Source organism: Achromobacter xylosoxidans (assembly GCF_002192695.1).
GTDB lineage: Bacteria > Pseudomonadota > Gammaproteobacteria > Burkholderiales > Burkholderiaceae_B > Achromobacter > Achromobacter xylosoxidans_C.
Genome location: NZ_MTLG01000067.1, coordinates 188189 through 212602, shown reverse-complemented (window position 1 = coordinate 212602; position 24414 = coordinate 188189). Strand labels below are relative to the sequence as shown.

19 protein-coding genes and 2 pseudogenes are annotated in these 24414 nt (G+C 63.3%); 9 read left to right on the top strand and 12 right to left on the bottom strand.

Annotation, left to right across the window (positions count from 1 at the left end; all coding sequences use genetic code 11):
- The 8 genes and pseudogenes from BRO63_RS12475 to flhD form a co-directional block, all read right to left on the bottom strand.
- Window positions 1–1191, bottom strand: a 1191-nt coding sequence (locus BRO63_RS12475) for a Tar ligand binding domain-containing protein (RefSeq protein ID WP_088140094.1), incomplete at its 3' end; no start/stop codon positions are given.
- A 91-nt stretch (window positions 1192–1282) separates the two neighbouring features.
- Entirely contained in the window at window positions 1283–1783 is a 501-nt protein-coding gene (gene cheW / locus BRO63_RS12470; protein ID WP_013393375.1) for a chemotaxis protein CheW, read from the bottom strand.
- Window positions 1784–1799: 16 nt separating this feature from the next.
- A pseudogene (gene cheA, locus BRO63_RS12465) lies at window positions 1800–3911 on the bottom strand (chemotaxis protein CheA).
- 29 nt (window positions 3912–3940) lie between these two features.
- Window positions 3941–4321, bottom strand: coding sequence for a response regulator (locus BRO63_RS12460; RefSeq protein ID WP_088140093.1), 381 nt, complete (start codon window positions 4319–4321; stop codon window positions 3941–3943).
- 2 nt (window positions 4322–4323) lie between these two features.
- Window positions 4324–5316 (bottom strand): flagellar motor protein MotB, encoded by a 993-nt coding sequence (motB, locus tag BRO63_RS12455; protein ID WP_088140092.1) that lies wholly within the window; start codon window positions 5314–5316, stop codon window positions 4324–4326.
- Window positions 5317–5327: 11 nt separating this feature from the next.
- On the bottom strand, window positions 5328–6203 hold the full coding sequence (gene motA / locus BRO63_RS12450; protein WP_088140091.1) for a flagellar motor stator protein MotA: 876 nt from the start codon (window positions 6201–6203) through the stop codon (window positions 5328–5330).
- A 118-nt stretch (window positions 6204–6321) separates the two neighbouring features.
- Window positions 6322–6903 (bottom strand): flagellar transcriptional regulator FlhC, encoded by a 582-nt coding sequence (flhC, locus tag BRO63_RS12445; RefSeq protein WP_088140090.1) that lies wholly within the window; start codon window positions 6901–6903, stop codon window positions 6322–6324.
- 32 nt (window positions 6904–6935) lie between these two features.
- On the bottom strand, window positions 6936–7259 hold the full coding sequence (gene flhD, locus BRO63_RS12440) for a flagellar transcriptional regulator FlhD (protein WP_013393369.1): 324 nt from the start codon (window positions 7257–7259) through the stop codon (window positions 6936–6938).
- Between the two features lie 431 nt (window positions 7260–7690).
- Between flhD and BRO63_RS12435 the strand changes: the two genes are divergently transcribed.
- Both BRO63_RS12435 and BRO63_RS12430 read left to right on the top strand, forming a co-directional pair.
- On the top strand, window positions 7691–8446 hold the full coding sequence (locus BRO63_RS12435; RefSeq protein WP_088140089.1) for an RNA polymerase sigma factor FliA: 756 nt from the start codon (window positions 7691–7693) through the stop codon (window positions 8444–8446).
- Window positions 8447–8869: 423 nt separating this feature from the next.
- Window positions 8870–10084: a FliC/FljB family flagellin gene (locus BRO63_RS12430; RefSeq protein WP_088140088.1), complete on the top strand. Its 1215-nt coding sequence runs from the start codon at window positions 8870–8872 to the stop codon at window positions 10082–10084.
- Window positions 10085–10237: 153 nt separating this feature from the next.
- Here the strand turns inward: BRO63_RS12430 and BRO63_RS12425 are convergent, their stop codons facing one another.
- Window positions 10238–11848 carry a methyltransferase regulatory domain-containing protein gene (locus BRO63_RS12425; protein WP_179215084.1) on the bottom strand — a complete coding sequence of 537 codons (1611 nt, stop codon included), beginning with the start codon at window positions 11846–11848 and terminating at the stop codon, window positions 10238–10240.
- Window positions 11849–12221: 373 nt separating this feature from the next.
- Between BRO63_RS12425 and BRO63_RS12420 the strand changes: the two genes are divergently transcribed.
- From BRO63_RS12420 to BRO63_RS12405, 4 genes and pseudogenes are all read left to right on the top strand, one after another.
- The gene (locus BRO63_RS12420) at window positions 12222–13013 is read left to right on the top strand and encodes a hypothetical protein (RefSeq protein WP_256943291.1); all 792 of its coding nucleotides are present in this window, start codon (window positions 12222–12224) and stop codon (window positions 13011–13013) included.
- Between the two features lie 382 nt (window positions 13014–13395).
- Window positions 13396–13743: pseudogene (locus tag BRO63_RS12415) on the top strand (type II toxin-antitoxin system RelE/ParE family toxin).
- Window positions 13740–14060 (top strand): helix-turn-helix domain-containing protein, encoded by a 321-nt coding sequence (locus tag BRO63_RS12410; protein ID WP_088140085.1) that lies wholly within the window; start codon window positions 13740–13742, stop codon window positions 14058–14060. The pseudogene BRO63_RS12415 and the gene BRO63_RS12410 overlap by 4 nt, the downstream one beginning before the upstream one ends.
- A gap of 101 nt (window positions 14061–14161) precedes the next feature.
- Complete coding sequence (locus tag BRO63_RS12405; RefSeq protein WP_088140084.1) at window positions 14162–14356, top strand: YjfB family protein; 195 nt, start codon at window positions 14162–14164, stop codon at window positions 14354–14356.
- A gap of 200 nt (window positions 14357–14556) precedes the next feature.
- Here BRO63_RS12405 and lpdA read toward each other — a convergent pair whose 3' ends face one another.
- Genes lpdA through aceE form a run of 3 tightly spaced genes read right to left on the bottom strand, consistent with a single transcriptional unit; the run spans window position 14557 to window position 20733 of the window.
- Window positions 14557–16332: a dihydrolipoyl dehydrogenase gene (gene lpdA / locus BRO63_RS12400; protein ID WP_088140083.1), complete on the bottom strand. Its 1776-nt coding sequence runs from the start codon at window positions 16330–16332 to the stop codon at window positions 14557–14559.
- A gap of 12 nt (window positions 16333–16344) precedes the next feature.
- On the bottom strand, window positions 16345–18012 hold the full coding sequence (gene aceF / locus BRO63_RS12395) for a dihydrolipoyllysine-residue acetyltransferase (RefSeq protein WP_088140082.1): 1668 nt from the start codon (window positions 18010–18012) through the stop codon (window positions 16345–16347).
- A 12-nt stretch (window positions 18013–18024) separates the two neighbouring features.
- Window positions 18025–20733, bottom strand: coding sequence for a pyruvate dehydrogenase (acetyl-transferring), homodimeric type (aceE, locus tag BRO63_RS12390; protein WP_088140081.1), 2709 nt, complete (start codon window positions 20731–20733; stop codon window positions 18025–18027).
- A 350-nt stretch (window positions 20734–21083) separates the two neighbouring features.
- Here aceE and BRO63_RS12385 point away from each other — a divergent pair, with 350 nt between their 5' ends.
- From BRO63_RS12385 to folD, 3 genes are read left to right on the top strand one after another with little or no spacing between them, the layout of a single operon-like run.
- Window positions 21084–22838 (top strand): PAS domain-containing sensor histidine kinase, encoded by a 1755-nt coding sequence (locus BRO63_RS12385; RefSeq protein ID WP_013393358.1) that lies wholly within the window; start codon window positions 21084–21086, stop codon window positions 22836–22838.
- A complete protein-coding gene (locus BRO63_RS12380; protein WP_088140080.1) occupies window positions 22835–23461 on the top strand; it encodes a response regulator transcription factor in 627 nt (208 codons plus the stop codon). The genes BRO63_RS12385 and BRO63_RS12380 overlap by 4 nt, the downstream gene beginning before the upstream one ends.
- Window positions 23458–24309 (top strand): bifunctional methylenetetrahydrofolate dehydrogenase/methenyltetrahydrofolate cyclohydrolase FolD, encoded by an 852-nt coding sequence (folD, locus tag BRO63_RS12375; protein ID WP_088140079.1) that lies wholly within the window; start codon window positions 23458–23460, stop codon window positions 24307–24309. Before BRO63_RS12380 ends, folD begins: the two co-directional genes overlap by 4 nt.
- Window positions 24310–24414 lie beyond the last annotated feature (105 nt).

Below are 24414 nucleotides of genomic sequence, written 5' to 3'. Positions count from 1 at the left end.
CGCGTTCAGCGCCAGGATGTTGGTCTGGAACGCGATGCCGTCGATCACCGAGACGATTTCAGAAATCTTGCGCGAGCTGGCGGAAATTTCCTGCATGGTATTGACCACTTCCGACACTGCCGAACCGCCACGCTCGGCCACGTCGGACGCGCTGGCCGCCAATTGGTTGGCCTGGCGCGCGTTGTCCGCGTTCTGCTTCACGGTCGAGGCCAGCTCTTCCATCGAGGCTGCGGTTTCCTCCAGCGAGGCCGCCTGCTGTTCCGTACGGCTGGACAGATCCGTGTTGCCCGCCGCGATCTCGTGCGAACCCACGTTGATCTCATCCACGCCGCGGCGCACCGACGCCACCGTGCGCGTCAAACTTTCCTGCATGCGCTTCAGGGCGGCAAACAGCTGGCCGATTTCGTTGGTGTTGCGCACGTCCACGCGCGCCGTAAGATCGCCGCCGGCGATGCGGTCGAAATGATGGCCTGCCTCCTTCAGCGGCAGCAGCACGCGGCGGCGCAGGAACACATAGGTTGCGAACACCAACAGCGCGGCGATCACCCCGCCGGCGGCGACCGCCATCAAGACGAACCGGTAACGCACCTGCGCCACCTCATGGGCGTCCAGCATCTTGCTGGCGCGCCAGAAATCAAAGCCTTCGATCGCGCGCGCGTAACGTCCCTCCAGGGCGTCCTGCACCGTCTGAACCTGCTTCTGGTAGGCCGGCATGTCCGCCTTTTCCAGAGCGGCGACCAGCGGCGCCAGCCCTTGCCGGACCAGCGCATCGTAGGACTCGTCGATTTCCTTGAGCGCGTCGGTCGCTTCGGCGGGCCGGGCCAGGCTCTTGTAATACTCGTACTCGGCCTGCCCCTTGTTCATGGAGGCCTTGGCGCGTTCCAGCAGGCCGGCCGCCTCGGACGACAAACCCTGGGTCAGCAAAGTGGGCTGCCCCACGTTCTTCACGATGTCCGCGTAGTTGGCCGCGGCCGCGCGACCCAGCCCGGTCATGCTGTCCTTGTAGCTGGAGACGACGCGGCCGACCGCATCGTCCAGCTCCTGCGATTGCTTGATCTCCGCCAGGGTGCCATTGCTGATGCGCAGGGACAGCACGCCCAGCGCGGCCCCGATCACCAACATGAATGAGAAAAACGCCAGCACCCACAACAGGCTGCTGCGTATCGTCATGTTCGCGAGAAACTTGCGCATCACAAGAACCACTCCCAGATTGAAGTCGTTAAAGGAAAGCGCCACATTGGGTTCAATATGGCGCTTCTACCTCCCAAGCAGGCCGTTCCGATCAGGAAGCGACCTTCTCCACCAGCGCCATTTCGTCGCTGGTCATCATTTTCTCGATATCCACCAGGATCAACATGCGCTCGTCCACCGTACCCAAGCCCGTCAGGTACTCCGTGGACAAGGTGGCGCCGAATTCCGGCGCCGGGCGGATCTGGCCCGAATTGAGCATCAGCACATCGGACACGCCATCCACCACGATGCCGACCACGCGGCGGTCGAGGTTCAGGATGATGACCACGGTCTGCTCGTTGTATTCGACGCGGCCCAGGTTGAACTTGATGCGCAGGTCGACGATGGGCACGATGATGCCGCGCAGATTCGTCACGCCCTTGATGAACGGCGGAACATTCGCGATGCGGGTGACCGTGTCGGCGTCATAGCCGCGGATCTCCTGCACCTTCAGGATGTCGATGCCGTACTCTTCGTCGCCCAGCGTGAAAACCAGGAACTCGCTGCCGACATCTTCGTTGCGCGCGGATTGCGCTTGCGGTTTGGCTGCCATGAGGTTTATTTCTCCATCAATTCAGAATGGCTTCGGGCTGCGACCAACGCTCGCGGTTGGCGCGCGCAAGCGCAAATACGTCGACGATCAGGGCCACGCTGCCATCGCCCAGGATGGTGGCGGCGGAAATGCCCGGCACCTTGCGGTAATTCGATTCCAGGTTCTTCACCACGACCTGGTGCTGTCCGATCAGGTGATCCACCAGCAGCGCGAAACGGCGGTCCTCGGCCTGCATGATGACCGCGATGGCCTGCGTGGGATCGGTCTGGGCGTCGCTCACCGAGAACACCCGGTGCATCTCGACCAGCGGCAGGTATTCGCCGCGCACCTGCATCACGCGCTCGTTGCCGGCAACGGAATAGATCTGGTCGTTGGTGGGTTGCAGCGATTCGGTGACGTGGTTCAGCGGCAGGATGAAGGTTTCCTCGCCGACGCGCACCGACATGCCGTCCAGGATCGCCAGCGTCAGCGGCAGCACGATGCGCGTCGTGGTGCCGTTGCCCGGCTCGCACGACAGCTGCACATGACCACCCATGTCCTGGATGTTCCGGCGCACCACGTCCATGCCCACGCCGCGGCCCGAAATATCGGTGACCTTTTCGGCGGTGGAAAAACCGGGCGCGAAGATCAGTTGCCAGATTTCGTCGTCCGGCGAATTCTCGTTTACCGGCAAGCCCTGCGCGATCGCCTTCTTCAGGATCTTTTCGCGGCTCAAGCCGCCGCCGTCGTCGCTGACCTCGATGACGATATTGCCACCGTTATGCTGCGCCGACAGCACCAGCTGGCCAACAGGATCCTTGCCGGCAGCGACGCGCTTTTCGGGCGTCTCGATGCCGTGGTCCAGGCTGTTGCGCACCAGGTGGGTCAGCGGATCGATGATGCGTTCGATCAGGCTCTTGTCCAGTTCCGTCGCGCGGCCATAGGTCTGCAGTTCTATCTGCTTGCCCATTTTGCCGGCGATGTCGCGCACCAGGCGCGGGAAGCGGCTGAACACGTAGTCCATCGGCATCATCCGGATGGACATGACCGCTTCCTGCAGGTCGCGGGCATTGCGTTCCAGCTGTTCCATGCCGTTGAGCAGGCGGTCGTGCAGCACCGGATCCAACGTGGAAGCCGTCTGCGCCAGCATGGCTTGCGTAATTACCAGTTCGCCCACCAGGTTGATCACCTGGTCGACCTTCTCGACGCCGACGCGGATCGAGGTGGATTCCTTGTCGGCATGCGCCGCGGCAGACGCGGCAGGCCGCGCCGCGCGGGTCGCCTGCGTGGCCGCCTCGGCGGAAGCTGTCGACTCGATTACCGCAGGCGCCTCGGGAGTCGGGGCCGCGGCCACTGCTGGCGCCGGTGCCGGCGCCGCGACAGCAGGCTGAGGGGTACCCGCAGGCGCCGCTTCACGGCTGATTTCCAGCTGATCGCCGTCGATGATGAAGCAACACACGGCCTCGATATCGTCGGGCGTGCAGGTGCTTTCCATCCATACGGTCAGCGTGCCGCCGGCGTGTTCGCTGGCCTTCACAGTGCCGAGATTGCCCATCTCTTCGAGCAGGGAGGCCGCATCCTTATCCGAGACCTTGGTAATCCGCACGCGTAGCGGCAGGCTGCCGGCTTCCGCGGCCAGGGCTTGCGGCGCAGGCGCCGCAGCCACCGGCGCGGGGACTGGCGCTGGCACCGGCGCCGGGGCCGGAACCGCCGCCGCTGCCGGGGCCTCAGCCGCTGCGGCGGGATCCTTATGCTCCAGCGCAAGCTGCCTCAAGACGGCGCAGATACGCTCAAACACGGCTTCATCGGGCTCTTCGGAGGCCCGATAGGCATCCAGTTGGCTTTTGAGCACGTCTTTCGTTTCCAAGAAAATATCGATCATGTCCGTGCGCAGCGCCATTTCGCCGCGACGGATCGCATCCAGGAGGTTTTCCAGCAAATGGGTCGTGCCCGCCAGCTGCGTGAAGCAGCCGAACGTCGCCGCTCCACCCTTGATCGAGTGGGCCGCGCGAAAAATCGCGTTGAGCTGTTCGATGTCGGGCGCGCCCACATCGAGCTCGAGCAGCAACTACTCCATCTGCGCGAGCAGCTCATCCGCCTCGTCGAAAAAGGTCTCGTAAAACTGACTGAGGTCCAAACCAGAACTCATGGCCCGTACGCCTTCAAAAATGAACCTGCTTACGCGCCGGCCTGCTCGTCGAGCAGTTCAGACGCCAATTCCACCAGCACATCGGGGTCAACCGGCTTGGAAAGCCAGCCACAGACCCCCAGATCCCGGGCGGCCATCTTGCTGTCCACATCGTCCTCGGTGGTCAAGACCAACACTGGGACGTCCAGGTACTCGTCTTCCTGGCGCAAGCCCTGAATCAGCTCCAGGCCGCCCATGACCGGCATGTTCCAGTCGCTGACCACCAGGTCCACCTGATGGCGCCTGGCCATTTCGAGCGCTTCCTGGCCGTTGCCGGCCGTCAGGACTTTCCATCCCGCGCCCGTCAACGTCGCCTGGACGATCATCCGCATCGTCGCCGAGTCGTCCGCCACCAGAATCGTTGCCGCCATTGCTATCGAACCCCTTCCGCGGGCGGGGTGTTCTCCGCCTCGCCTGGTTTGCTTGCCGTCGTGGCCTGGGCCGCGGCTTGCGCCGCTTCCACCGCCGTTCCCACCTCGCGGGCATCCTTGGCGCTCACGTCCGCAGCCGCGGCGTTCTCGTTCTCGATGCGCCGCTGGGTGCTCTGGTTGAGCACCACTAGGCTGATGCGTCTATTAACGGCCGCATACGGGTCATCTTTAACCAGGCTCATGCTGGACGACAGCCCCTGGATGCGCAGGACCTTGCTTTCGTTCATGCCGCCCGCCACCAGTTCCTGGCGCGATGCGTTGGCACGGTCGGCCGACAGCTCCCAGTTGCTGTAGGCGCGCTCCCCGCGGGCGTACTGCGACGCGTCGGTGTGGCCGGATATGCTGACCTTGTTGGGCAATTCGTTCAGGACCGGCCCCAGCTCCCGCAGAATGTCGCGCATGTAGGGCTGCACTTCCGCGCGGCCGGTGGCGAACATCGGACGGTTCTGGTTATCGATGATCTGGATGCGCAAGCCTTCGGTGGTCAGGTCGATCAGCAGTTGCGGCCTGAAGCTCTTCAGTACCGGGCTGGTCTCGATGACGTTCTCAAGCCGCTTTTTCAGGTTTTCCAAGCGATGCTGTTCGCGGCGCTCGGCGTCGCCCATGGGCTGCGCCTCGACGCGGTTGCCCTGCGCGCGGCGCACGTCGCCTTCGCTGCGCAAGGGGTCCTTGCCGCCCCCCGGCACCGCGCTGGTCTCGGCCGAACTGCTGGGGCCGCCCGTGATGGCGACGCGCAACGGCATGCGGAAGTACTCCGCGATGCCCTTGAGCTCTTCTCGGGGCACGATGCTGATCAGCCACATCACCAGGAAGAACGCCATCATGGCCGTGATGAAGTCGGCGTAGGCGATCTTCCAGCTGCCGCCGTGGTGGCCCCCGCCATGCCCGCCCTTCTTGCGGCGGATCACCACGCGGTGATTGTTTACCGTGCTCATGGCCCGCTCCGTCAGGCCTTGCCGGTGGCGGTGGACTTGGCTTGCCGGACGTGCTCTTCCAGCTCACCAAAAGTCGGACGCACGGCGGAGAACAGCACCTTGCGGCCAAATTCCACGGCCAACTGGGGCGGATAGCCATTCATGCTGGCCAACAGCGTGGTCTTGATGCATTCCAGCACCTTGGTGGCTTCGTCGCTGCGGCGATCGACTCGCGAAGCCAGCGGACCGACGAAGCCGTAGGCCAGCAGAATCCCCAGGAACGTGCCCACCATGGCCTTGGAAATCAAGTCGCCCAGGATCGCCGGGGGCTGATCCACGGCGGCCAGCGCCTTGATCACGCCCAGCACCGCGGCCACGATGCCAAAGGCCGGCAGGCCGTCGGCCATCTGCTGCAAGGCGCGCACGGGAACCTCGCGCTCATGGCGGTAGGTTTCGATTTCCTCGTCCATGAGCGTCTCGATTTCGAACGAGCTCATGTTGCCGCTGATCATGATGCGCAGGTAGTCCGTGATGAACTCCATGAGCTTGGCGTCTTTGGCGATGCGGGGATACTCGCTGAAGATCGGACTGGATTCCGGGTCTTCGATATGCGATTCGATGGCCATGAGGCCCTCGCGGCGCGCCTTGTTCAGCAGCACATACAGGAGCGCCATCAGCTCCATGTACACGTCCTTGCCGTAGCGTGAGCTTTTCAGCGCGTCGGGCAGCGCGGCCTTGACCAGCATCAGCGACTTCTTGCTGTTGCTGGCGATGAAAGCGCCAAAAGCCGCCCCGAAGATCAGCGTGAGTTCGAACGGCTGGTACAGCGCGCCCAAATGGCCGCCCAGCGCTATGAAGCTGCCGACGACCGACACGCCCACCACGAGAAAACCGATAACAATCAACACATCAGGCCCCTGCCAACGAAGTCTAAAACCGGCGTCAATGATCCCCTGTTCCCCTCGACCCAAAAAGGCGGGTTACGGGGGGTTTTCCAGGGCTTTTGATGTATTTGGATACCGCCGGTCAAAGCCGGGCGGTACTCGCAGCGGGCGCAGGGCGAGTTCCGGCGCGGGCCTTGGCCGCAGCGCGCGTCTTGCCGGCGCGGGGTGGCGGCCGGCAGATCGCGCACACGAAATCCGATTGGGGATCGTGGGCATGGGCGATGAAATGCCCTCCGCATTGGCGGCAAGCGGACATTTGCAGCATGCCGCTATCGAAAAAACGCACCAGCATCCAGGCGCGCGTGAAGCTCAGGACGGGCTCTGCGCCTTCAGCGGCATCGGTGCCGGCATTTTCGAGATAGAGGCGATAGGCGTCGATGGTGGCGCGTATGCCCTTGCTGCTGGTACGCGTATTCAGGAACGAATACACGTTATAGAAGAGCGAGGAATGGATGTTGGGCAGCCAGGTCATGAACCAGTCGACCGAGAAAGGCAGCATGCCCTTGGGTGGCGAGCAGCCGCGGATTTCGCGGTACAGGCGCGCCAGGCGGTCATGGCTGAGGCTGGTTTCAGCCTCCAGCACCTGCAGCCGAGCTCCCAAAGTGATCATGGAGCTGGCAAGCAGAATGTCATCCGCTTCCTGCGAAACGCTCTTGGTGGCCATTACACGTGCTTCCGGATGGAATGATCAGGCCGTCAGGCCAATTCTTCGACAGGCTGCTTGGCCAGCAGGATGGTTGCATGCGCTTGCTGCAGCGCACCACCCAGAACGTCGTGGGTCAGCGCGGACAGCAGGCTGTAGTCGTCGAAACGGAAACGGCACAGCAGCGAGCTGGAGCTTGCGAGCTTGACCAATTGCGCCGGCGATAGGCGCATGAGGATGTCAGCGACCTCATTGCTGAATCCCAAGCGGAACATCGACGCCGCATAGTCGTCGCGCAACATGCGTTGCGCCAGTAACAAATAGGACAGATTCACTTCACGAATGTCTGTCAGCAATGAATTTTCGACTTGTTGCACGCCCGACTCCCTATTCCCTATCCCGCCGATGGGGGCTTGTGTAAGCAAAAGCACCGGAATTCCGGCGCTTTTACGTTCGATACATTCTGCTTTAATGCGAAATGTATCATTTGTTCGCAATTTAAGTAAAATTTACCACAGCTGATGTCATTTTCTATGACTTATATGACAAAACTTTGTTGATGTTGCGCAACTTACCGCTTTCGATACACCTTGACATATAAATTTCAGACGAATTTACGTCAATTTGGCAAATAAGCATTCAAAACATTGCGTACTTTGAGGAATGAAACGGTGTTGTTTGCCGACAATGGCACCTTGCAGATCACTAAATCCACCCAGCTTTAGCGCAGCCGCGCGTTTGTCGACAATGTCGCAAATTGACAACAACAGACCACGCGCAACGATGGACACCGCCCGACATTCCCGCAATGCCTCACGCAGATGACAGCCTGGTCGAATATGCCCCGCTAGTGCGGAAGCTGGCCCTGCAATTGCTCGCCCGGCTTCCCGCCAGCGTAGAACTCGACGACCTGATACAGGCCGGCATGATCGGCCTGCTCGACGCCGTGCGCCGCTATCAGGAAACCGCCGACGCCCAGTTCGAGACCTACGCCACCACCCGCATCCGCGGCGCGATGCTGGACGAATTGCGCGGCCAGGATTGGCTGCCCCGGAGCGTGCGCGCCAAGGCGCGCAAGATCGAGCAGGCCATCCAGCAGCTGGAACAGCGTTTGATGCGCGCCCCGAGCGAAGCCGAAATCGCGCAGCAGCTCGACATGCCGCTGGGCGACTACCAATCACTGTTGCACGATGCCCAGGGCGTACAGATCGTGCACTACGAGGACTTCACCACCGAACCCGACTCGGCCAGCGGCCAATCCGACTGGGCCGCCACGCTGAACCATGGCGCCGCCGGCGGCAATCCGCTGGATTCGCTGCTGGCCGGCGATTTCCGCCAGGCGCTGATCCACGCCATTGACGCCCTCCCCGAGCGTGAAAAGCTGCTGTTGTCGCTTTGTTACGAACAGGGGCTGAACCTGAAGGAAATCGGCGCGATCCTGAATGTGACCGAGGCGCGGGTGTGCCAACTGAGGTCGCAGGCGACGGCGCGGATACGGGCGAAGCTGAAGGAACAGGCGTGGCAGGAATTGCCCCAGGACGGGCAGATTGCGCAGGTGATATAGATAGGCGCAAGCTCGGCACGCGCCGGAACGCCTTTGCCGCGACAGCCCTGGCCGCCAAGGCCCCTGAACATGACGGACGCGCCTCGCGTCCGTTTTACATTGCGCGCCGACCACACATGAAAGACCGCGGACACGCGCTCTCTACATCCGTCCGACTGTAGGAACGATGAAGACTTGCGTCCTTGCACTATATAAGCGCAGCGGCTTGAGCAGCCTGGCCTCAGGCCAGGCAACGGCCCCATCCCTTCGGACAGAAGAAAAATGTCGACTTTCGCGAAATAGCGCTAAAGATTGATTTTGGACTGCCGTAATCCTGGCAACGGAGAGATTCCTAGACACAAAGTCGACGAACTTTCCCGTTAACACCAGTGGGCGGCCTTGCTGCCCAGTTTGAAGAAGCCTTTCTCTCTTGGGAGCCTGAACATGGCTGCAGTCATCAATACCAACTATCTCTCGCTGGTTGCTCAAAACAACCTGAACAAGTCGCAATCGGCTCTGGGCAGCGCCATCGAGCGTCTGTCGTCGGGTCTGCGCATCAACAGCGCCAAGGACGACGCCGCCGGCCAGGCCATCGCCAACCGCTTCACCGCGAACGTCAAGGGCCTGACCCAAGCCGCCCGCAACGCCAACGACGGCATCTCGATCGCTCAGACGACCGAAGGCGCGCTGAACGAAATCAACAACAACCTGCAGCGCATCCGCCAACTGTCCGTGCAAGCCACCAACGGCACGAACTCCGGCACCGACCTGAACTCGATCCAGGACGAAATCAAGCAGCGCCTGGAAGAAATCGACCGCGTGTCGGCCCAGACCCAGTTCAACGGCGTGAAGGTCCTGGCCAAGGACAGCACCCTGAAGATTCAAGTCGGCGCCAACGACGGCGAAACCATCGACATCGATCTGAAGGAAATCACCGCTTCCACGCTGGGCCTGCAAGGCTTCAACGTCAACGGCGTGAAGGGCACCGCCACCAAGGTCGACGGTACGACCGCCGCGCAGAAGGCTCAAATCAAGGCCAACTACGGCGACAGCACCGCAGTCACCAAGCTCGGCGTCGCTGGCGGCACTTTTGCAGCCGACCTGAGCGCCCGCCTGGGCGTGGCGGCCGGTAGCGTCGCTCTGGAAGCGGACGCCTATCAGGACGATTCGGGCAACTGGTTCGCCAAGGTGAACATCACTGCAAACGGCGCTGCTGAATCGGCTGCATTGAAGGCCTCCGGCTTCAACATCGACGACACCAAGACGGGCTCGTACTACATCGCCCTGGATCCGGCCAAGGCTGATTTCACCGCAGTAGCGGGCACCGCCACGTTCACCCCCGACGGCAAGACGGTCAGTTTCGGTTCGCTGGTGCAAGGCTCGACCACCAACGCGCTGGCCACCATGGACAAGGCACTGGCGAGCGTTGATTCGCTGCGTAGCACGCTGGGCGCCCTGCAGAACCGCTTCGAATCGACCGTTGCCAACCTGAACAACACGATCACGAACCTGTCCGCAGCCCGTTCGCGCATCGAAGATTCGGACTACGCGACCGAAGTGTCGAACATGACCAAGAACCAGATCCTGCAACAGGCCGGCACCTCGGTCCTGGCCCAGGCCAACCAGGTTCCGCAGAACGTGCTGTCGCTGCTGCGCTAAGCACCAATAGCCAAATGCCGGATGGGCGCATGCCCTGCCGGCTCATGGCAACGAAACGCCCGCCGCCTCACCGCGCGGGCGTTTTTTTGTTTACATCATTCATAAAAAAAGGCGCCTCATAGAGGCGCCGGATTGATCTGGCGGTAGGCGCGCTCAGGAAAGCCGCAACGCGTGATGGCGCAAGATTTCCAATAGCGTCCTGATGAAACGCTGTGCCAAGGCGTCAAGATTGCGTTGGCCCTTCAAGCTTTCCCCATTGGGCCCCGACACAATCCCTTGTTGCCATGCATCGCGCAGCAGCTTGCTCAACGCGGCGTCGTTGCGCTGGCCGTCCATCTGACGCATGGTCCAGAATTGCACGGCATCGGGCGTCCAGTAGACGGGGCAATGCCAGAGGTTCGAAGGCGCCACTTGGTTATCATCCCCAGCCTTTGCATCAAGCAACGCCACGATACCGGGTATCAAGCTGGGCGCCATGTCTTGCGGCATGGCATCGTAGGGAGTCTGGTCCTGCGCAAGCAATACCCGCCCGACGGAGACCAGATGCAACCAAGCCCGTTCGATGTCGGCAGCGGGCAAGTCGATACGGTCAACAATCTCTGCCACCGTCAACGAACGAGGCCATGTCTGCGACAGCAGGTCCGTGACAGCCAACGTTGCCGCATTGTCGGCACACAGCATGACTCCATTCTGATCGCGCAACCATTGCTCACCAGGCTGGGAGGAAACATCGGCGGGTGCATCCACCTTGTCAAAGTGCGCAGCCAGGCGGAGCGCGCTGGCTCGAGCCGGGTCGGGCTGATGCAGCATTTCGGCTTGGCGCGAGAGCTGCACCAGCAGGCTCTTGCGGAAGTTCTGTCCGACGAGAAAATCCAGGTATTGCTGACGGACCAACCTGGGCTGACCAATTGCGGTGAGGCTCAGATTCAATTGCACGTTCTGCCCATAATTTGCCGAAATTTCCAGCTGGGGTTGGGCATCTCCCATGTGGTCCAACCCACTGCGCATGGCGAGGTCGGCAAATTCGACCAGGTAGCACGGTGAATTGAAGGTCTCAAGGTATTCGTGTTCGAGGTAATAGTCCGGCAAGCGATCCAGGGCATGAGTGATCTTGCCGAGCGCCGCACCCAGCGTATTGCTGCCTGCCGTCCCCTGCTTGAACATGTTGATCACCGCCCGGGCCGACTCCACACGCTCCTTGCCTGAGGTCAGTCCATGCGCATGCAAAGTCATGGCATCCCGAATGATGTCTCCCGCCTTCCAGCCTGGGTACGTGTTGTAGCTGATGTAGGCCACGCCTTCTTCAGTTAGGTTGGTATGGCTCAGCTTCATCAGCGCTTCGCGCACAGCTGGAGGGATCCAGCTGAAAACGCCGTGCGCAATGATGTAATCAAACTTGCCGAACTCCGGCCCGATATCGGTCAGGCTCATGGCATGCAGCGTCAGGTTCTTCACGCCTGTGCGCGCCAGTACCCGCCGGCCCGCCTCGATCTGCACCGGCGAGAGGTCGACCCCTACCACCTCCGCATCAGGATAGGCCAACGCGAATGGCAGGAGGTTCCCGCCTGCCGCGCAGCCGATTTCCAGCACTCTCGCGCGATGGGGCGCAGGCGCGGTCACGCCGTACAGGTGTGCAACTGCCTGGATATGTGCGGGGGAGGAATAGTAAAACGCCTCCGAGGCATACGGCCGCTCGTCGTACTGGCGAGCGATTTCCTGGTTGGCGCTGTCGTCGTCGGACGAAACGGGGATGGTGGCGTCCACGGGAACTCCTGAAAGCATGGGCGGAAAAATGGAGGAGCCACGTTAACAGCCCTATCGTCAAGAAAATCCCGCGAATAGCGGCCAAATCGACGGGTATTAGCGAGGACTCGCAGTAGCGCCGAACCGCTGGCCGTCCGCCCGAGCCGCAGCACGGCACGACGGAACACTCGGGGTGTGTTACAGCCCCAGGGGCGCCCGAGTCCCAATCTAGGCCCATTTTTTCAGACTATTCCCCTTTTTCACTTGCGCCGATTGCCTCATACTCGCGACTGCACGATTTTGTATCTATAGTTTTCACAACATGACCGCGACGCCCCCCGATCCACTCGCTACGCAGCACGGCAGCATCCCGGATCCAGATACCCAGGCGCCGATGGACGAGCAGACCCTGCGTCTGCGCGAAGAGAACCGCGCCTTGCGCGAATTGCTGGTTGCGCAGGCACAGGGCGCGCCCGCTCCACAGGAGCCCGGTCCGCTGCGACGGATGTTCTGGTGGTTGATTTCGGCGCCTGGCGCCGCGCTGGTTGGCTGGCGCGCCCTGGTGGGACGCGAAGACGCGCGGCCAATCACGGGTAAGCGGGTGGGTTATGCCACGTTGACCGTGCTGTATACGCTGGCGATCTACGGTGCGCTGGTGCTGTTGGTGGTGTCTTGGAGTTCGCCGAATACGGCGGTTTCCGGCGCCACGGCTGCCGGCCCGGTACGGGTGCCTTTGACGCCCGCACCAAGCTCGAACGCAGGGCCTGTATTCGGTCAGCCCGAACCGACATCGGTGGCGCCGGCAACACAAGCAGCCGGTTCGGATTCGGATTCGCGTTCGAATCCAGGTCCCGCAGAACTCCAACCTGAGTCCAGTCCCGCTTCTGAGCCGGCGCCTGCCGATCCACAGCCCGCCTCGCCTGCACAGCATGAGCATGCGGCAGCGCCGCGCGCGGCACCGGACACGACGAACACTGTCAGCGCCGCGCCCAGGTCCACCTTGCGCGTGACCGAAATCCCCGCCGAAGATCCTACGGCCTGGGTAGGCGAGCTGAGAAACGAGTTGGCGCGTTGCGCAACGCTGGGCTTTTTTGATCGCCCCGACTGCGCCTGGGCCGCCCGCAATCAGTTCTGTGAGCCTAATCGCGCGTGGGGCACCATCAAGGAATGCCCGAACCGGCCATGAAGCTGCGGGCCTTCCTTCAAGGCTGCCGCATGCGCCTGCGCCACCGCGCCGCAGCCATTGCCTGAATTGCACCGGGCCTGAGCCTGGCTCGGCCGGTGCCGGCCGGCCGGTATCCCAAGCACGCCGCAACGCACGACAGCCCCGCCGATCCCGCGGCCAGTGCTGAAACCGTCCCTGTCCGCCACAACGTTGAACTGCGTACGCCTATCCTGCCTGCTGCGCGGCTATCGCAGCCCGCAGCCATGGCAAGACTGGCCTACGCATCTGTCCTGCACGCATCCCCGCTCACCAGATCGTTCGGCCTGGCTTTTCAGTACTTGGCGGGCTGCGGTTGGAGGGGCTTGTTGTTTATATCTGAACGGATATAATCGTGGATAGAAAGATGCTGTACTAGGAGGGCGCCAGCAAGAAGGACTTCAAGAAGTTTCCCCTCGAAGTCCAGAAAGACCTGGGCGTGGCGCTGTTCGTCGTTCAGTTGGGCGGCATGCCAGTCACCGCCAAGCCTTGGAAAGGGTTGGGGCCGCGCGTGTACGAGCTGGTGGATGACTATCTCGGCGATACGTTTCGGGCTGTCTATACCGTGCGCGTGGCTGACGCGGTCCATGTGTTGCATGCTTTCCAGAAGAAGTCCAAGTCCGGCATCGCTACGCCGCAGCCGGATATCGCGCTCATCGAGAAGCGCGTGAAGGCGGTTTTGGCTCGGCATGAGTCCGGCAGGAGTTCGCAATGACACGTAAAGGACATTCCACGGGCACCGACAACGTCTTGTTGGATCTTGGTTTCGAAGATGCCGCGGAACTGTCGGCCAAGGCGGCGTTGGCGCTCAAGCTCAATGAGTTGATCGATCAGCGGGGGCTCAGCCAGATCGAAGCCGCAGCGCTTACGGGCATGACCCAGCCCAAGGTTTCGCAGATTCGACGCTACAAGCTGCAGAACATCTCGCTGGAGCGTTTGATGCGGGCCTTGGTGTCGCTGGATCAGCATGTGGAGATCGTGGTCGAACCCGCGCGGCGCACGCATGCGCCGGGGATTACCGTCGCTGCGTGAGCACCGGTGTTTTCGGTCACGAAACTCGTGCATTGCGGCGCAGTCCACGCGATAATCCGGTGTCGGTTTGAGCCTCCTTCCACACACTAGGACACCCGAGCATGGACGCATCGATCAGCAGTACCGTCAATACCGCCCTGGCTTTGCAGGACGCGAACCTCATGCAGGAAGTGCAGGCCCGCGTGCTGAAGAAGGCCCTCAATGCGCAAGCGGATACCGCCTTGACGCTGATGCAGTCGCTGCCGGTGCTGGCCGTGGATGCCACGCTGGGCTCGCGCATCAATACGCACGCCTGAAGCGCACGCGCGGCAAGACTGGCTTTTCCGCTCTAATTTTTCGCTCCCGCTTTTCCGCTTCCTTTACGCAATTTGCCATCCAGATAGCGACGGCTGTTGCGTAGTCCGCGAACCAGCAATAAAAAGCGCCGGCTCCCATACAGGGCCGGCGCTTTTTATTGCGTGGATGGAGAACCGCCCGCTTAGGGGCGGCCCATGCCTTACTTCTTCTTCATCGGCGGCAAGTCGGTGCAGACGCCTTCGGCGACTTCGGCAGCCATGCCCACCGATTCACCCAGGGTCGGGTGCGGGTGGATGGTCTTGGCGATGTCGACGACGTCGGCGCCCATCTCCACGGCCAGGGCCAGTTCGCTGATCAGGTCGCCGGCGTGGGTGCCGACGATGCTGCCGCCCAGGATGCGATGCGTTTCCGCGTCGAAGATGAGCTTGGTGAAGCCTTCGTCGCGGCCATTGGCGATGGCGCGGCCGGAGGCGGCCCAGGGGAACACGCCCTTCTCGATCTTGATGCCCTGCTTCTTGGCTTCGTCTTCCGTCAGACCCACCCAGGCCACTTCCGGATCGGTGTAGGCCACCGACGGAATGACGCGGGCGTCGAAGAAGGACTTCTGGCCTGCGGCGGCTTCGGCGGCGACGTGGCCTTCATGCACGGCCTTGTGCGCCAGCATGGGCTGGCCGACGATGTCGCCGATGGCGTAGATGTGCGGCACGTTGGTGCGCATCTGACGGTCGACCTCGATGAAACCGCGGTCGGTCACGGCGATGCCGGCGCGGTCGGCGCCGATCTTCTTGCCGTTGGGGCTGCGGCCCACGGCTTGCAGCACCAGGTCGTAGCGTTGCGGCTCCTTGGGAGCGCCCTCGCCTTCGAAGCTGACGTAAATGCCGTCCTTCTTGGCTTCCGCGCCCACGGTCTTGGTCTTCAACATGATGTTGTCGAAGCGGTAGGCGTTCTTCTTCTGCCATACCTTGACCAGGTCGCGGTCGGCGCCCTGCATCAGGCCGTCCAGCATTTCCACCACGTCCAGGCGCGCGCCCAGCGTGGAGTACACCGTGCCCATTTCCAGGCCGATGATGCCGCCGCCGATGATGAGCATCTTCTTGGGGACTTCACGCAGCAGCAAGGCGCCGGTGGAGTCGACGATGCGGTCGTCCTGGGGCAGGAACGGCAGCTTCACCGACTGGCTGCCGGCGGCGATGATGGCTTGCTTGAAGCGCAGGGTCTGGGTCTTGCCGTCGGCGGCCTTGACGGTCAGGTGGTTGGGGTCGGCGAATTCGCCCACGCCATGCACCACGGTGACCTTGCGCGCCTTTGCCATGCCGACCAGGCCGCCGGTCAGCTTGGCGACCACGCTGTCCTTGTAGCCGCGCAGCTTGTCCAGGTCGATCTTGGGCTCGCCGAAGCTGATGCCGTGGGCGGCCAGCTCGCGGGCTTCGTCGATGATGGCGGCGTTGTGCAGCAGCGCCTTGGACGGAATGCAGCCCACGTTCAGGCAGACGCCGCCCAGGGTGTCGTAGCGTTCCACCAGGACCACGGACAGGCCCAGGTCGGCGGCGCGGAAGGCGGCGGAGTAGCCGCCGGGGCCGGCGCCCAGCACCAGCATGTCGTACTCGCCGTCGGCCGAGCCCTTGAAGCTGGCCGCGGCGGGCGCGGCTGCCGCAGCCGGAACTGCCTGCTTGGGCGCCTCGGCGGCCTTGGGGGCTTCCTTGGCGGCGGGCGCGGCGGCTGCGGCGGCGCCCGCTGCAGCTTCCACTTCCAGCACGACCGTGCCTTCGGCGACCTTGTCGCCGACCTTCACGTTGATGGACTTCACCACGCCGCCCTGCGACGCGGGGATTTCCATCGAGGCCTTGTCGGACTCGACGGTGATCAGGCTCTGCTCGGGCTTGATCGTGTCGCCCACGGCGACCAGCACTTCGATGACTTCCACTTCCTTGAAGTCGCCGATGTCCGGCACTTTGATTTGAACGGTATTGCTCATGAGGCTCCCCGTTTACAGCGCGATGCGGCGGAAGTCGGCCAGCAAGGCGCCCAGATAGGCGTTGAAGCGCGCGGCGGAGGCGCCGTCGATGACGCGGTGGTCGTACGACAGCGACAGCGGCACGATCAGGCGCGGCACGAACTGCTTGCCGTCCCAGACGGGCTTGTGCGCGGAGCGCGACACGCCCAGGATGGCCACTTCAGGGGCGTTGATGATGGGGGTGAACGAGGTGCCGCCGATGCCGCCCAGGGACGAGATCGAGAAGCAGCCGCCCTGCATTTCAGCGGGCGAGATCTTGCCGTCGCGCGCCTTCTTGGACAGGTCGGTCATTTCCTGGGCGATCTGCAGAATGCCCTTCTTGTCGGCATCGCGGATCACCGGCACCACCAGCCCGTTGGGCGTATCGGCGGCGAAGCCGATGTGGTAGTACTGCTTGAGCACCAGGTTGTCGCCGTCCAGCGAGGCGTTGAACTCGGGGAACTTCTTCAGGGCCGCGACCACGGCCTTGATCAGGAAGGCCAGCATCGTGACCTTGATGCCCGACTTCTCGTTTTCCTTGTTCAGCGTGACGCGCAGCGCTTCCAGGTCGGTGATGTCCGCTTCGTCGTTGTTGGTGACGTGCGGGATCATGACCCAGTTGCGGTGCAGGTTCGCGCCGGAGATCTTCTTGATGCGCGACAGCGGCTTGGCTTCGATCGGACCGAACTTGGTGAAGTCGACCTTGGGCCACGGCAACAGGCCCAGCGCGGCGCCATCGGCCGAACCGCCCGAAGCCGAAGCTGCGGGGCCGGCGGCCAGCGCCTGCTTGACGAAACCGCGCACGTCGTCGGCGGTGATGCGGTCCTTGGGACCGGAGCCCTTGACCTTGCTCAGGTTGACGCCCAGTTCGCGCGCGAACTTGCGCACCGAGGGCGAAGCGTGCGGCAGCTGGCCCGGCTTGAGGTCGGCGTCTTCGAGCGCGGCGGCAGGAGCCGGACGCTGCGCGGCAGGCGCCGGCGCTTCGGCCTTGGCGGCGGGAGCGGCAGCGGCTTCAGCCTTCGCGGCCGGAGCCGGGGCTGCGGCGGCAGCGGCGGCGGGCGCGGCGCCCTCCACCACGACCACGACCGAACCCTTGGCGACCTTGTCGCCGACCTTGACCTTCACTTCCTTGACCACGCCGCCTTGCGAGGCGGGGATTTCCATCGAGGCCTTGTCGGACTCGACGGTGATCAGGCTTTGTTCGGCCTTGATCGTGTCGCCCACCGCGACCATGATTTCGATGACTTCGACTTCCTTGAAGTCGCCGATGTCGGGCACTTCGATGTTCACGGGGCCGCTGGCAGCAGCCGGCGCTGCCGGAGCAGCAGCCGCGGCGGCCGGTTGCGCGGCAGCCTTGGCTTCAGCCTTGGGAGCCTCAGCCTTGGCCGGCGCAGCCGCGGGGGCCGCAGCCTCGCCCGCGCCCGCCGCTTCCACTTCCAGCACGACCGTGCCTTCGGCAACCTTGTCGCCCACCTTCACGCTGATCGACTTCACCACGCCGCCTTGCGACGCGGGGATTTCCATCGAGGCCTTGTCGGATTCGACGGTGATCAGGCTTTGTTCAGCCTTGATCGTGTCGCCCACCGCCACCAGCACTTCGATGACTTCCACTTCCTTGAAGTCGCCGATGTCGGGAACCTTGATTTGCACGATGTTGCTCATGTCTCTTTACCCTCAGGCGTATTGCGGGTTGGCTTTGTTCGGATTGATGCCGTACTTCTTGATGGCTTCGGCCACCTTGACGACCGGCACCTTGCCTTCGTCGGCCAGCGCGCGCAGCGCGGCGACCACGACGAAGTGACGGTCCACTTCGAAGTGCTCGCGCAGCTTCGAGCGGAAATCCGAGCGGCCGAAGCCGTCGGTGCCCAGCACCTTGTATTCGCGGCCCTTGGGCACGAACGGACGGATCTGGTCGGCGAAGAGCTTCATGTAGTCGGTCGACGCGATGATCGGGCCGTCCGTCTTGGCCAGCTGTTCCGTGACGTAAGCCACCTGCGGCTTCTTCTCGTCGGGGTGCAGCATGTTGTGGCGCTCGGCGTCCAGGCCGTTGCGGCGCAGTTCCGTGAAGCTGGTGACGCTCCAGAGGTCCGAGGCCACGCCCCAGTCGGCTTCCAGCAGCTCTTGCGCGGCCATGACTTCGCGCAGGATGGTGCCCGAACCCATCAGCTGCACGCGGTTCTTGCCCTTGCCGTGCGACTTGAGCTTGTACATGCCCTTGATGATGCCTTCCTCGTCGCCCTGGGTCAGACCGGGCTGCGGGTAGTTTTCGTTCATCACCGTCAGGTAGTAGTAGACGTTTTCCTGGTCTTCCACCATGCGCTTCAAGCCATGCTGGATGATCACGGCCAGTTCATGGCCGAAGGTCGGGTCGTACGAGACGCAGTTCGGGATGGTGGAGGCCAGGATGTGGCTGTGGCCGTCCTCGTGCTGCAGGCCTTCGCCGTTGAGCGTGGTGCGCCCGGCGGTGCCGCCCAAGAGGAAGCCGCGCGCCTGCATGTCGCCGGCGGCCCAGGCCAGGTCGCCGATGCGCTGGAACCCGAACATCGAGTAGTAGATGAAGAACGGGATCATGATGCGGTTGTTCGAGGAGTACGACGTGGCCGCCGCAATCCAGGAGCTCATCGCGCCCGCTTCGTTGATGCCTTCCTGCAGGAGCTGGCCGTCGGCCGCTTCCTTGTAGTACATGACCTGGTCCTTGTCGACCGGGGTGTACTTCTGGCCTTCCGGCGCGTAGATGCCGATCTGGCGGAACAGGCCTTCCATGCCGAAGGTACGCGATTCGTCGGCCAGGATCGGCACGACGCGCGGACCCAGTTCCTTGTCGCGCAGCACCTGGTTCAGGATGCGCACGAAGGCTTGGGTGGTGGAGATTTCACGGCCTTCGGCGGTGGGTTCCAGCACGGCCTTGAAGGCGTCCAGCGCCGGGGCCTTGAGATGTTCGTCGGCCTTGGCGCGGCGGCGCGGCAGGTAGCCGCCCAGCGCGGCGCGGCGCTCGTGCAGGTACTTCATTTCGGGCGAGTCTTCGGCCGGCTTGAAGTACGGCAGGTCGGCCAGCTGGTCGTCCGGGATCGGGATGCCGAAACGGTCGCGGAATTCGCGGATCGAGTCCAGCTCCAGCTTCTTCTGCTGGTGGGTCGGGTTCTTGGCCTGGCCGACGTGGCCCATGCCGTAGCCCTTGATGGTCTTGGCCAGGATGACGGTGGGCTGGCCCTCGTGGGTGGCGGCGGCGTTGAACGCGGCGTACACCTTGTGCGGGTCATGGCCGCCGCGGTTCAGGCGCCAGATGTCTTCGTCGCTCATGCGCGACACGGCTTCCAGCAGCTTCGGGTGCTTGCCGAAGAAGTGTTCGCGCACGAACTTGCCGTCGTTGGCCTTGTACGCCTGGTACTCGCCGTCGACGGTGTCTTCCATGATCTTGCGCAGGATGCCTTCCTTGTCGTGCGCCAGCAGCGGATCCCAGTAGCCGCCCCAGATCAGCTTGATCACGTTCCAGCCCGAACCGCGGAAGTCGCCTTCGAGTTCCTGGATGATCTTGCCGTTGCCACGCACCGGGCCGTCCAGGCGCTGCAGGTTGCAGTTGATGACGAAGATCAGGTTGTCCAGCTTTTCGCGGGCGGCCAGGGCGATGGCGCCCAGCGATTCGGGTTCGTCCATTTCGCCGTCGCCGCAGAACACCCAGACCTTGCGCTTGCTGGTGTCGGCGATGCCGCGGGCGTGCAGGTACTTCAGGAAGCGGGCCTGGTAGATGGCCATCAGCGGGCCCAGGCCCATCGACACCGTCGGGAACTGCCAGAAGTCCGGCATCAGCTTCGGATGCGGGTAGGACGACAGGCCCTTGCCGTCCACTTCCTGGCGGAAGTGGTTCAGCTGGTCTTCGGTCAGGCGGCCTTCGAGGTAGGCGCGGCCATACATGCCGGGCGAGGTGTGGCCCTGGAAATAGACCAGGTCACCGCCGTGGTTTTCGTCTTCGGCGTGCCAGAAGTGGTTCTGGCCGCAGCCGATCATGGTGGCCAGCGAGGCGAAGGAGGCAATGTGGCCGCCCAGGTCGCCGCCGTCCGGCGGGTTGTGCTTGTTGGCCTTGACCACCATGGCCATGGCGTTCCAGCGCACGTACGAGCGGATGCGCGATTCCAGCTCCAGGTTGCCCGGGTGGGCCGGCTCCAGGCCGGGGGGAATCGTGTTGACGTAGGCGGTGTTGGGCGAGAACGGGATATGCGCGCCGGAACGGCGGGCTTCGTCGATCAGGCGTTCGAGCAGATAGTGGGCGCGCTGCGGTCCTTCACGATCAAGGACAGCCGCCAGGGCTTCGAGCCACTCCTGGGTTTCAAGGGTGTCTTCGTCGTTGGCAGCCTGTACGGCGCCAGCCTGGGCGTAAGAGGACATCGTGTGTCTCCTGTTGGATTGTTCGTGACCGCACCCGCTTACTTGTCTACTCGCGGACATTGCATGGTAGCCGGGATCATCCGGGCTACCATGCAATGCATGGGGTCGGGTTGTTCTAGAGACCTGCTACTGGGTCGGTTCCCTATCAGCGGGCATTCTAAGAAAGAAGGTTAACCGGTCGCAAGAAAAATTTCATGTTGCGGTACGGCATTTCATAATGCGAAAAATTTAAAGCCAGCTGAACGCTTTGGCGTCATACTTTTACTTAGGTACTCCAAAAGGACGAGTCGATTCCCGGCAAATCCCTGCCAACACGCACTAAAATGCGCGGTCTATCCGGCCCGAATTCCATGTCCAGCGCGCCCAAGTCCAATATTCCTACGCCGTTCCACGATCACGCCCGCACTCGCCGACGCGGGGTGTACTGGGTCACGCCAGCGATGGTGCTGATCCTCTATATCTGTGTGATGGCGGTGTTTTTCTGGCTGCAGCGCATCCATGACGACAGTGTCATGTTTGTCACCATCGACCAGGAAATGCGCCAGCAGCGTCTGATCTGGGTGGTGCTGGCCCTGTCCTGTGTGATCGTCATCAGCCTGCTGATGCTGTGGCGCTATACCCGTTTCCGTTCGGCGGCCGAAGCCGCCCTGATCGCCGAGACCGGCTTCCGGCGCGCCATGGAGAACTCCATGTCCACCGGCATGCGCGTGCTGGACATGGAGGGCCGCATCGCCTACGTGAACCCGGCCTTCTGCCGCATGATCGGCTGGAACGAGGCGGACCTGATCGGCCGCAGCCCGCCCTTCCCTTATTGGGTGCCGGGCCGCCATGAACAGCACCAGCACACCCTGGACGTGCTGATGTCCGGCAAGACGCCCAGCAGCGGCCTGGAGGTCGAGGCGCAGCGCCGCGACGGCTCGCGCTTCACGGCGCGCATGTATGTGTCCCCGCTGCTGGACCCCAACGGCAACCAGATCGGCTGGATGACCTCCATGACCGACATCACCGAACCTAAGCGCATCCGCGAGGCCCTGACGGCCGCGCACGAGCGCTTCATGACAGTGCTGGAAGGCCTGGACGACGCCATCTCGGTCACCGCTGACACCCACGACGGCCTGGAGCTGCTGTTCGCCAACCGCACCTACCGCCGCGTGTTCGGCGCCCAGACCGGCGGCCACGACGAGCTGCTGGCCGGCCGCCGCGGCCGCTTCACCGACGAGTCCGTGGAAGTGTTCGCGCCCTCGGTGCAGCGCTGGTTCGAAGTGCACCACCGCATGCTGGCCTGGACCGACGGCCGCCGCGTGCGCATGCAGGTGGCGCGCGACATCACCGAGCGCCGCGTGCACGAAGAGGCCTCGCGCGTGCAGCAGGAAAAGATCCAGCTCACCAGCCGCCTGACCACCATGGGCGAAATGGCTTCGTCGCTGGCGCACGAACTGAACCAGCCGCTGACCGCCATCGCCAACTACAGCATGGGCGCCGTCGCCCTGGTCAAGGCCGGCCACACCAGCCCCAACATGCTGCTGCCTGCCCTGGAAAAAGCCGCCTCGCAGGCCGAGCGCGCCGGCAAGATCATCAGCCGCATCCGCGAGTTCGTGAAGCGCAGCGAGCCCCGCCGCCAGCGCGTGGCCATCAGCCGGATCGTGGACAATGCCATCGGCTTCGCCGAGATCGACGCCCGCAAGCGCCGCATCCGCATCGACCGTTTCGTGCCGTCGAATGCGCCGGACGTGCTGGCCGACCCCATCCTGATCGAGCAGGTGCTGCTGAACCTGCTGAAGAACGGGCTGGAGGCCATGGAAAAGAGCGAATCCGACGAACTCAAGGTCGCCGTGATCCTGCATGAACAGCACATCGAGGTCGCGGTGGTCGATCGCGGCCACGGCCTGGCCGAACCCGAGCGCCTGTTCGAACCCTTCTTCAGCACCAAGACCCAGGGCCTGGGCATGGGGCTGAATATCTGCCGTACCATTATTGAATCGCACCATGGCCGCTTGTGGGCAGACCCCAACCCCGCCGGCGGCACCATTTTCCGCTTTACCCTGCCCTGCGCTGCACCCCAGTCGCAGGCCCAGAACGATCAGTCCGAGGAGTTGCACGCATGAACACGCCCCACCTGTCGAGCACGGTTTTCATTGTTGACGACGACGAAGCGGTCCGCGATTCGCTGCGCTGGCTGTTGGAGGCCAATGGCTATCGCGTCCGCGCCTACGCCAGCGGCGAATCCTTCCTGGAAGACTACGACGCCGGCCAGATCGGGGTGCTGATCGCCGACGTGCGCATGCCCGGCATGAGCGGCCTGGAGCTGCAGGAACAGTTGATCGCCCGCAATGCCCCGCTGCCCATCGTGTTCATCACCGGCCACGGCGACGTGCCGATGGCCGTGTCCACCATGAAGAAAGGCGCGGTCGACTTCCTGGAAAAGCCCTTCAATGAATCCGATTTGCGCGAGATCGTGGCGCGCATGCTGGAGCAGGCCACGCAGCGCGTGAGCAAGCACCAGGCCCAGAAAGACCACGAAGCCATGCTGGCGCGCCTGACCGCGCGCGAGCAGCAGGTGCTGGAGCGCATCGTCGCCGGCCGCTTGAACAAGCAGATCGCCGACGACCTGGGCATCAGCATCAAGACCGTAGAGGCGCACCGCGCCAACATCATGGAAAAACTTGAAGTGACCACCGTAGCTGATTTGATGAAAGTGGCCTTGGCCAAACCCGAGGCAACGGCATGACCGCTAGAATTATCGACGGCGCGGCCCTGTCGGCGCGCATTCGCGAAGAAGCTGCCCAACGCGTTGCAGCCCTGGCCGCCAAGGGCACCCGCCCCGGCCTGGCCGTGGTGCTGGTGGGTGAAGACCCCGCCTCCCAGGTGTATGTCCGCAACAAGGTTGCCGCCTGCGAAAAGGCCGGCCTGCACTCCGTCAAGGAACAGTACCCCGCGGACATGAGCGAGGCCGAACTGCTGGCCCGCATCGCCATCCTGAACCAGGACCCGACCATCCACGGCATCCTGGTGCAGTTGCCGCTGCCCAAGCACATGGACTCGCACAAGGTCATTGAAGCCATCGCGGCCGAGAAGGACGTGGACGGCTTCCATGTCAGCAACGCCGGCCTGCTCATGACCGGCCAGCCCCTGTTCCGCCCCTGCACGCCCTATGGCGTGATGAAGATGCTGGAATCGGAAGGCGTGACGCTGCGCGGCGCCGAAGCCGTGATCGTGGGCGCCAGCAACATCGTCGGCAAGCCCATGGCGATGCTGCTGCTGCAGGCCGGCGCCACCATCACCATCTGCAATTCCAAGACGCGCGACCTGGCGGCTCAGACCCGCCGCGCCGACGTGCTGGTGGTCGCCACCGGCAAGCCCGGCATGATCGACGGTTCGATGATCAAGCCTGGCGCCGTCGTCATCGACGTCGGCATCAACCGCGGCACCGACGGCAAGCTGTGCGGCGACGTGGACTTCGCCTCGGCCAAGGAAGTGGCCGGCGCCATCACGCCCGTTCCGGGCGGCGTGGGCCCCATGACCATCGCCATGCTGCTGGTCAACACCATCGAAGCGGCCGAACGCGCCGCAGCCTGACGGCCGATGCGCCCGCGGCCTGCCTGGCCGCGGGACGGGTAGCGCGATCCGCCCTTGCTTTCGGGCAGATCGCCCTCACCTGATTCCCATGCCCTTGCCGGCGCC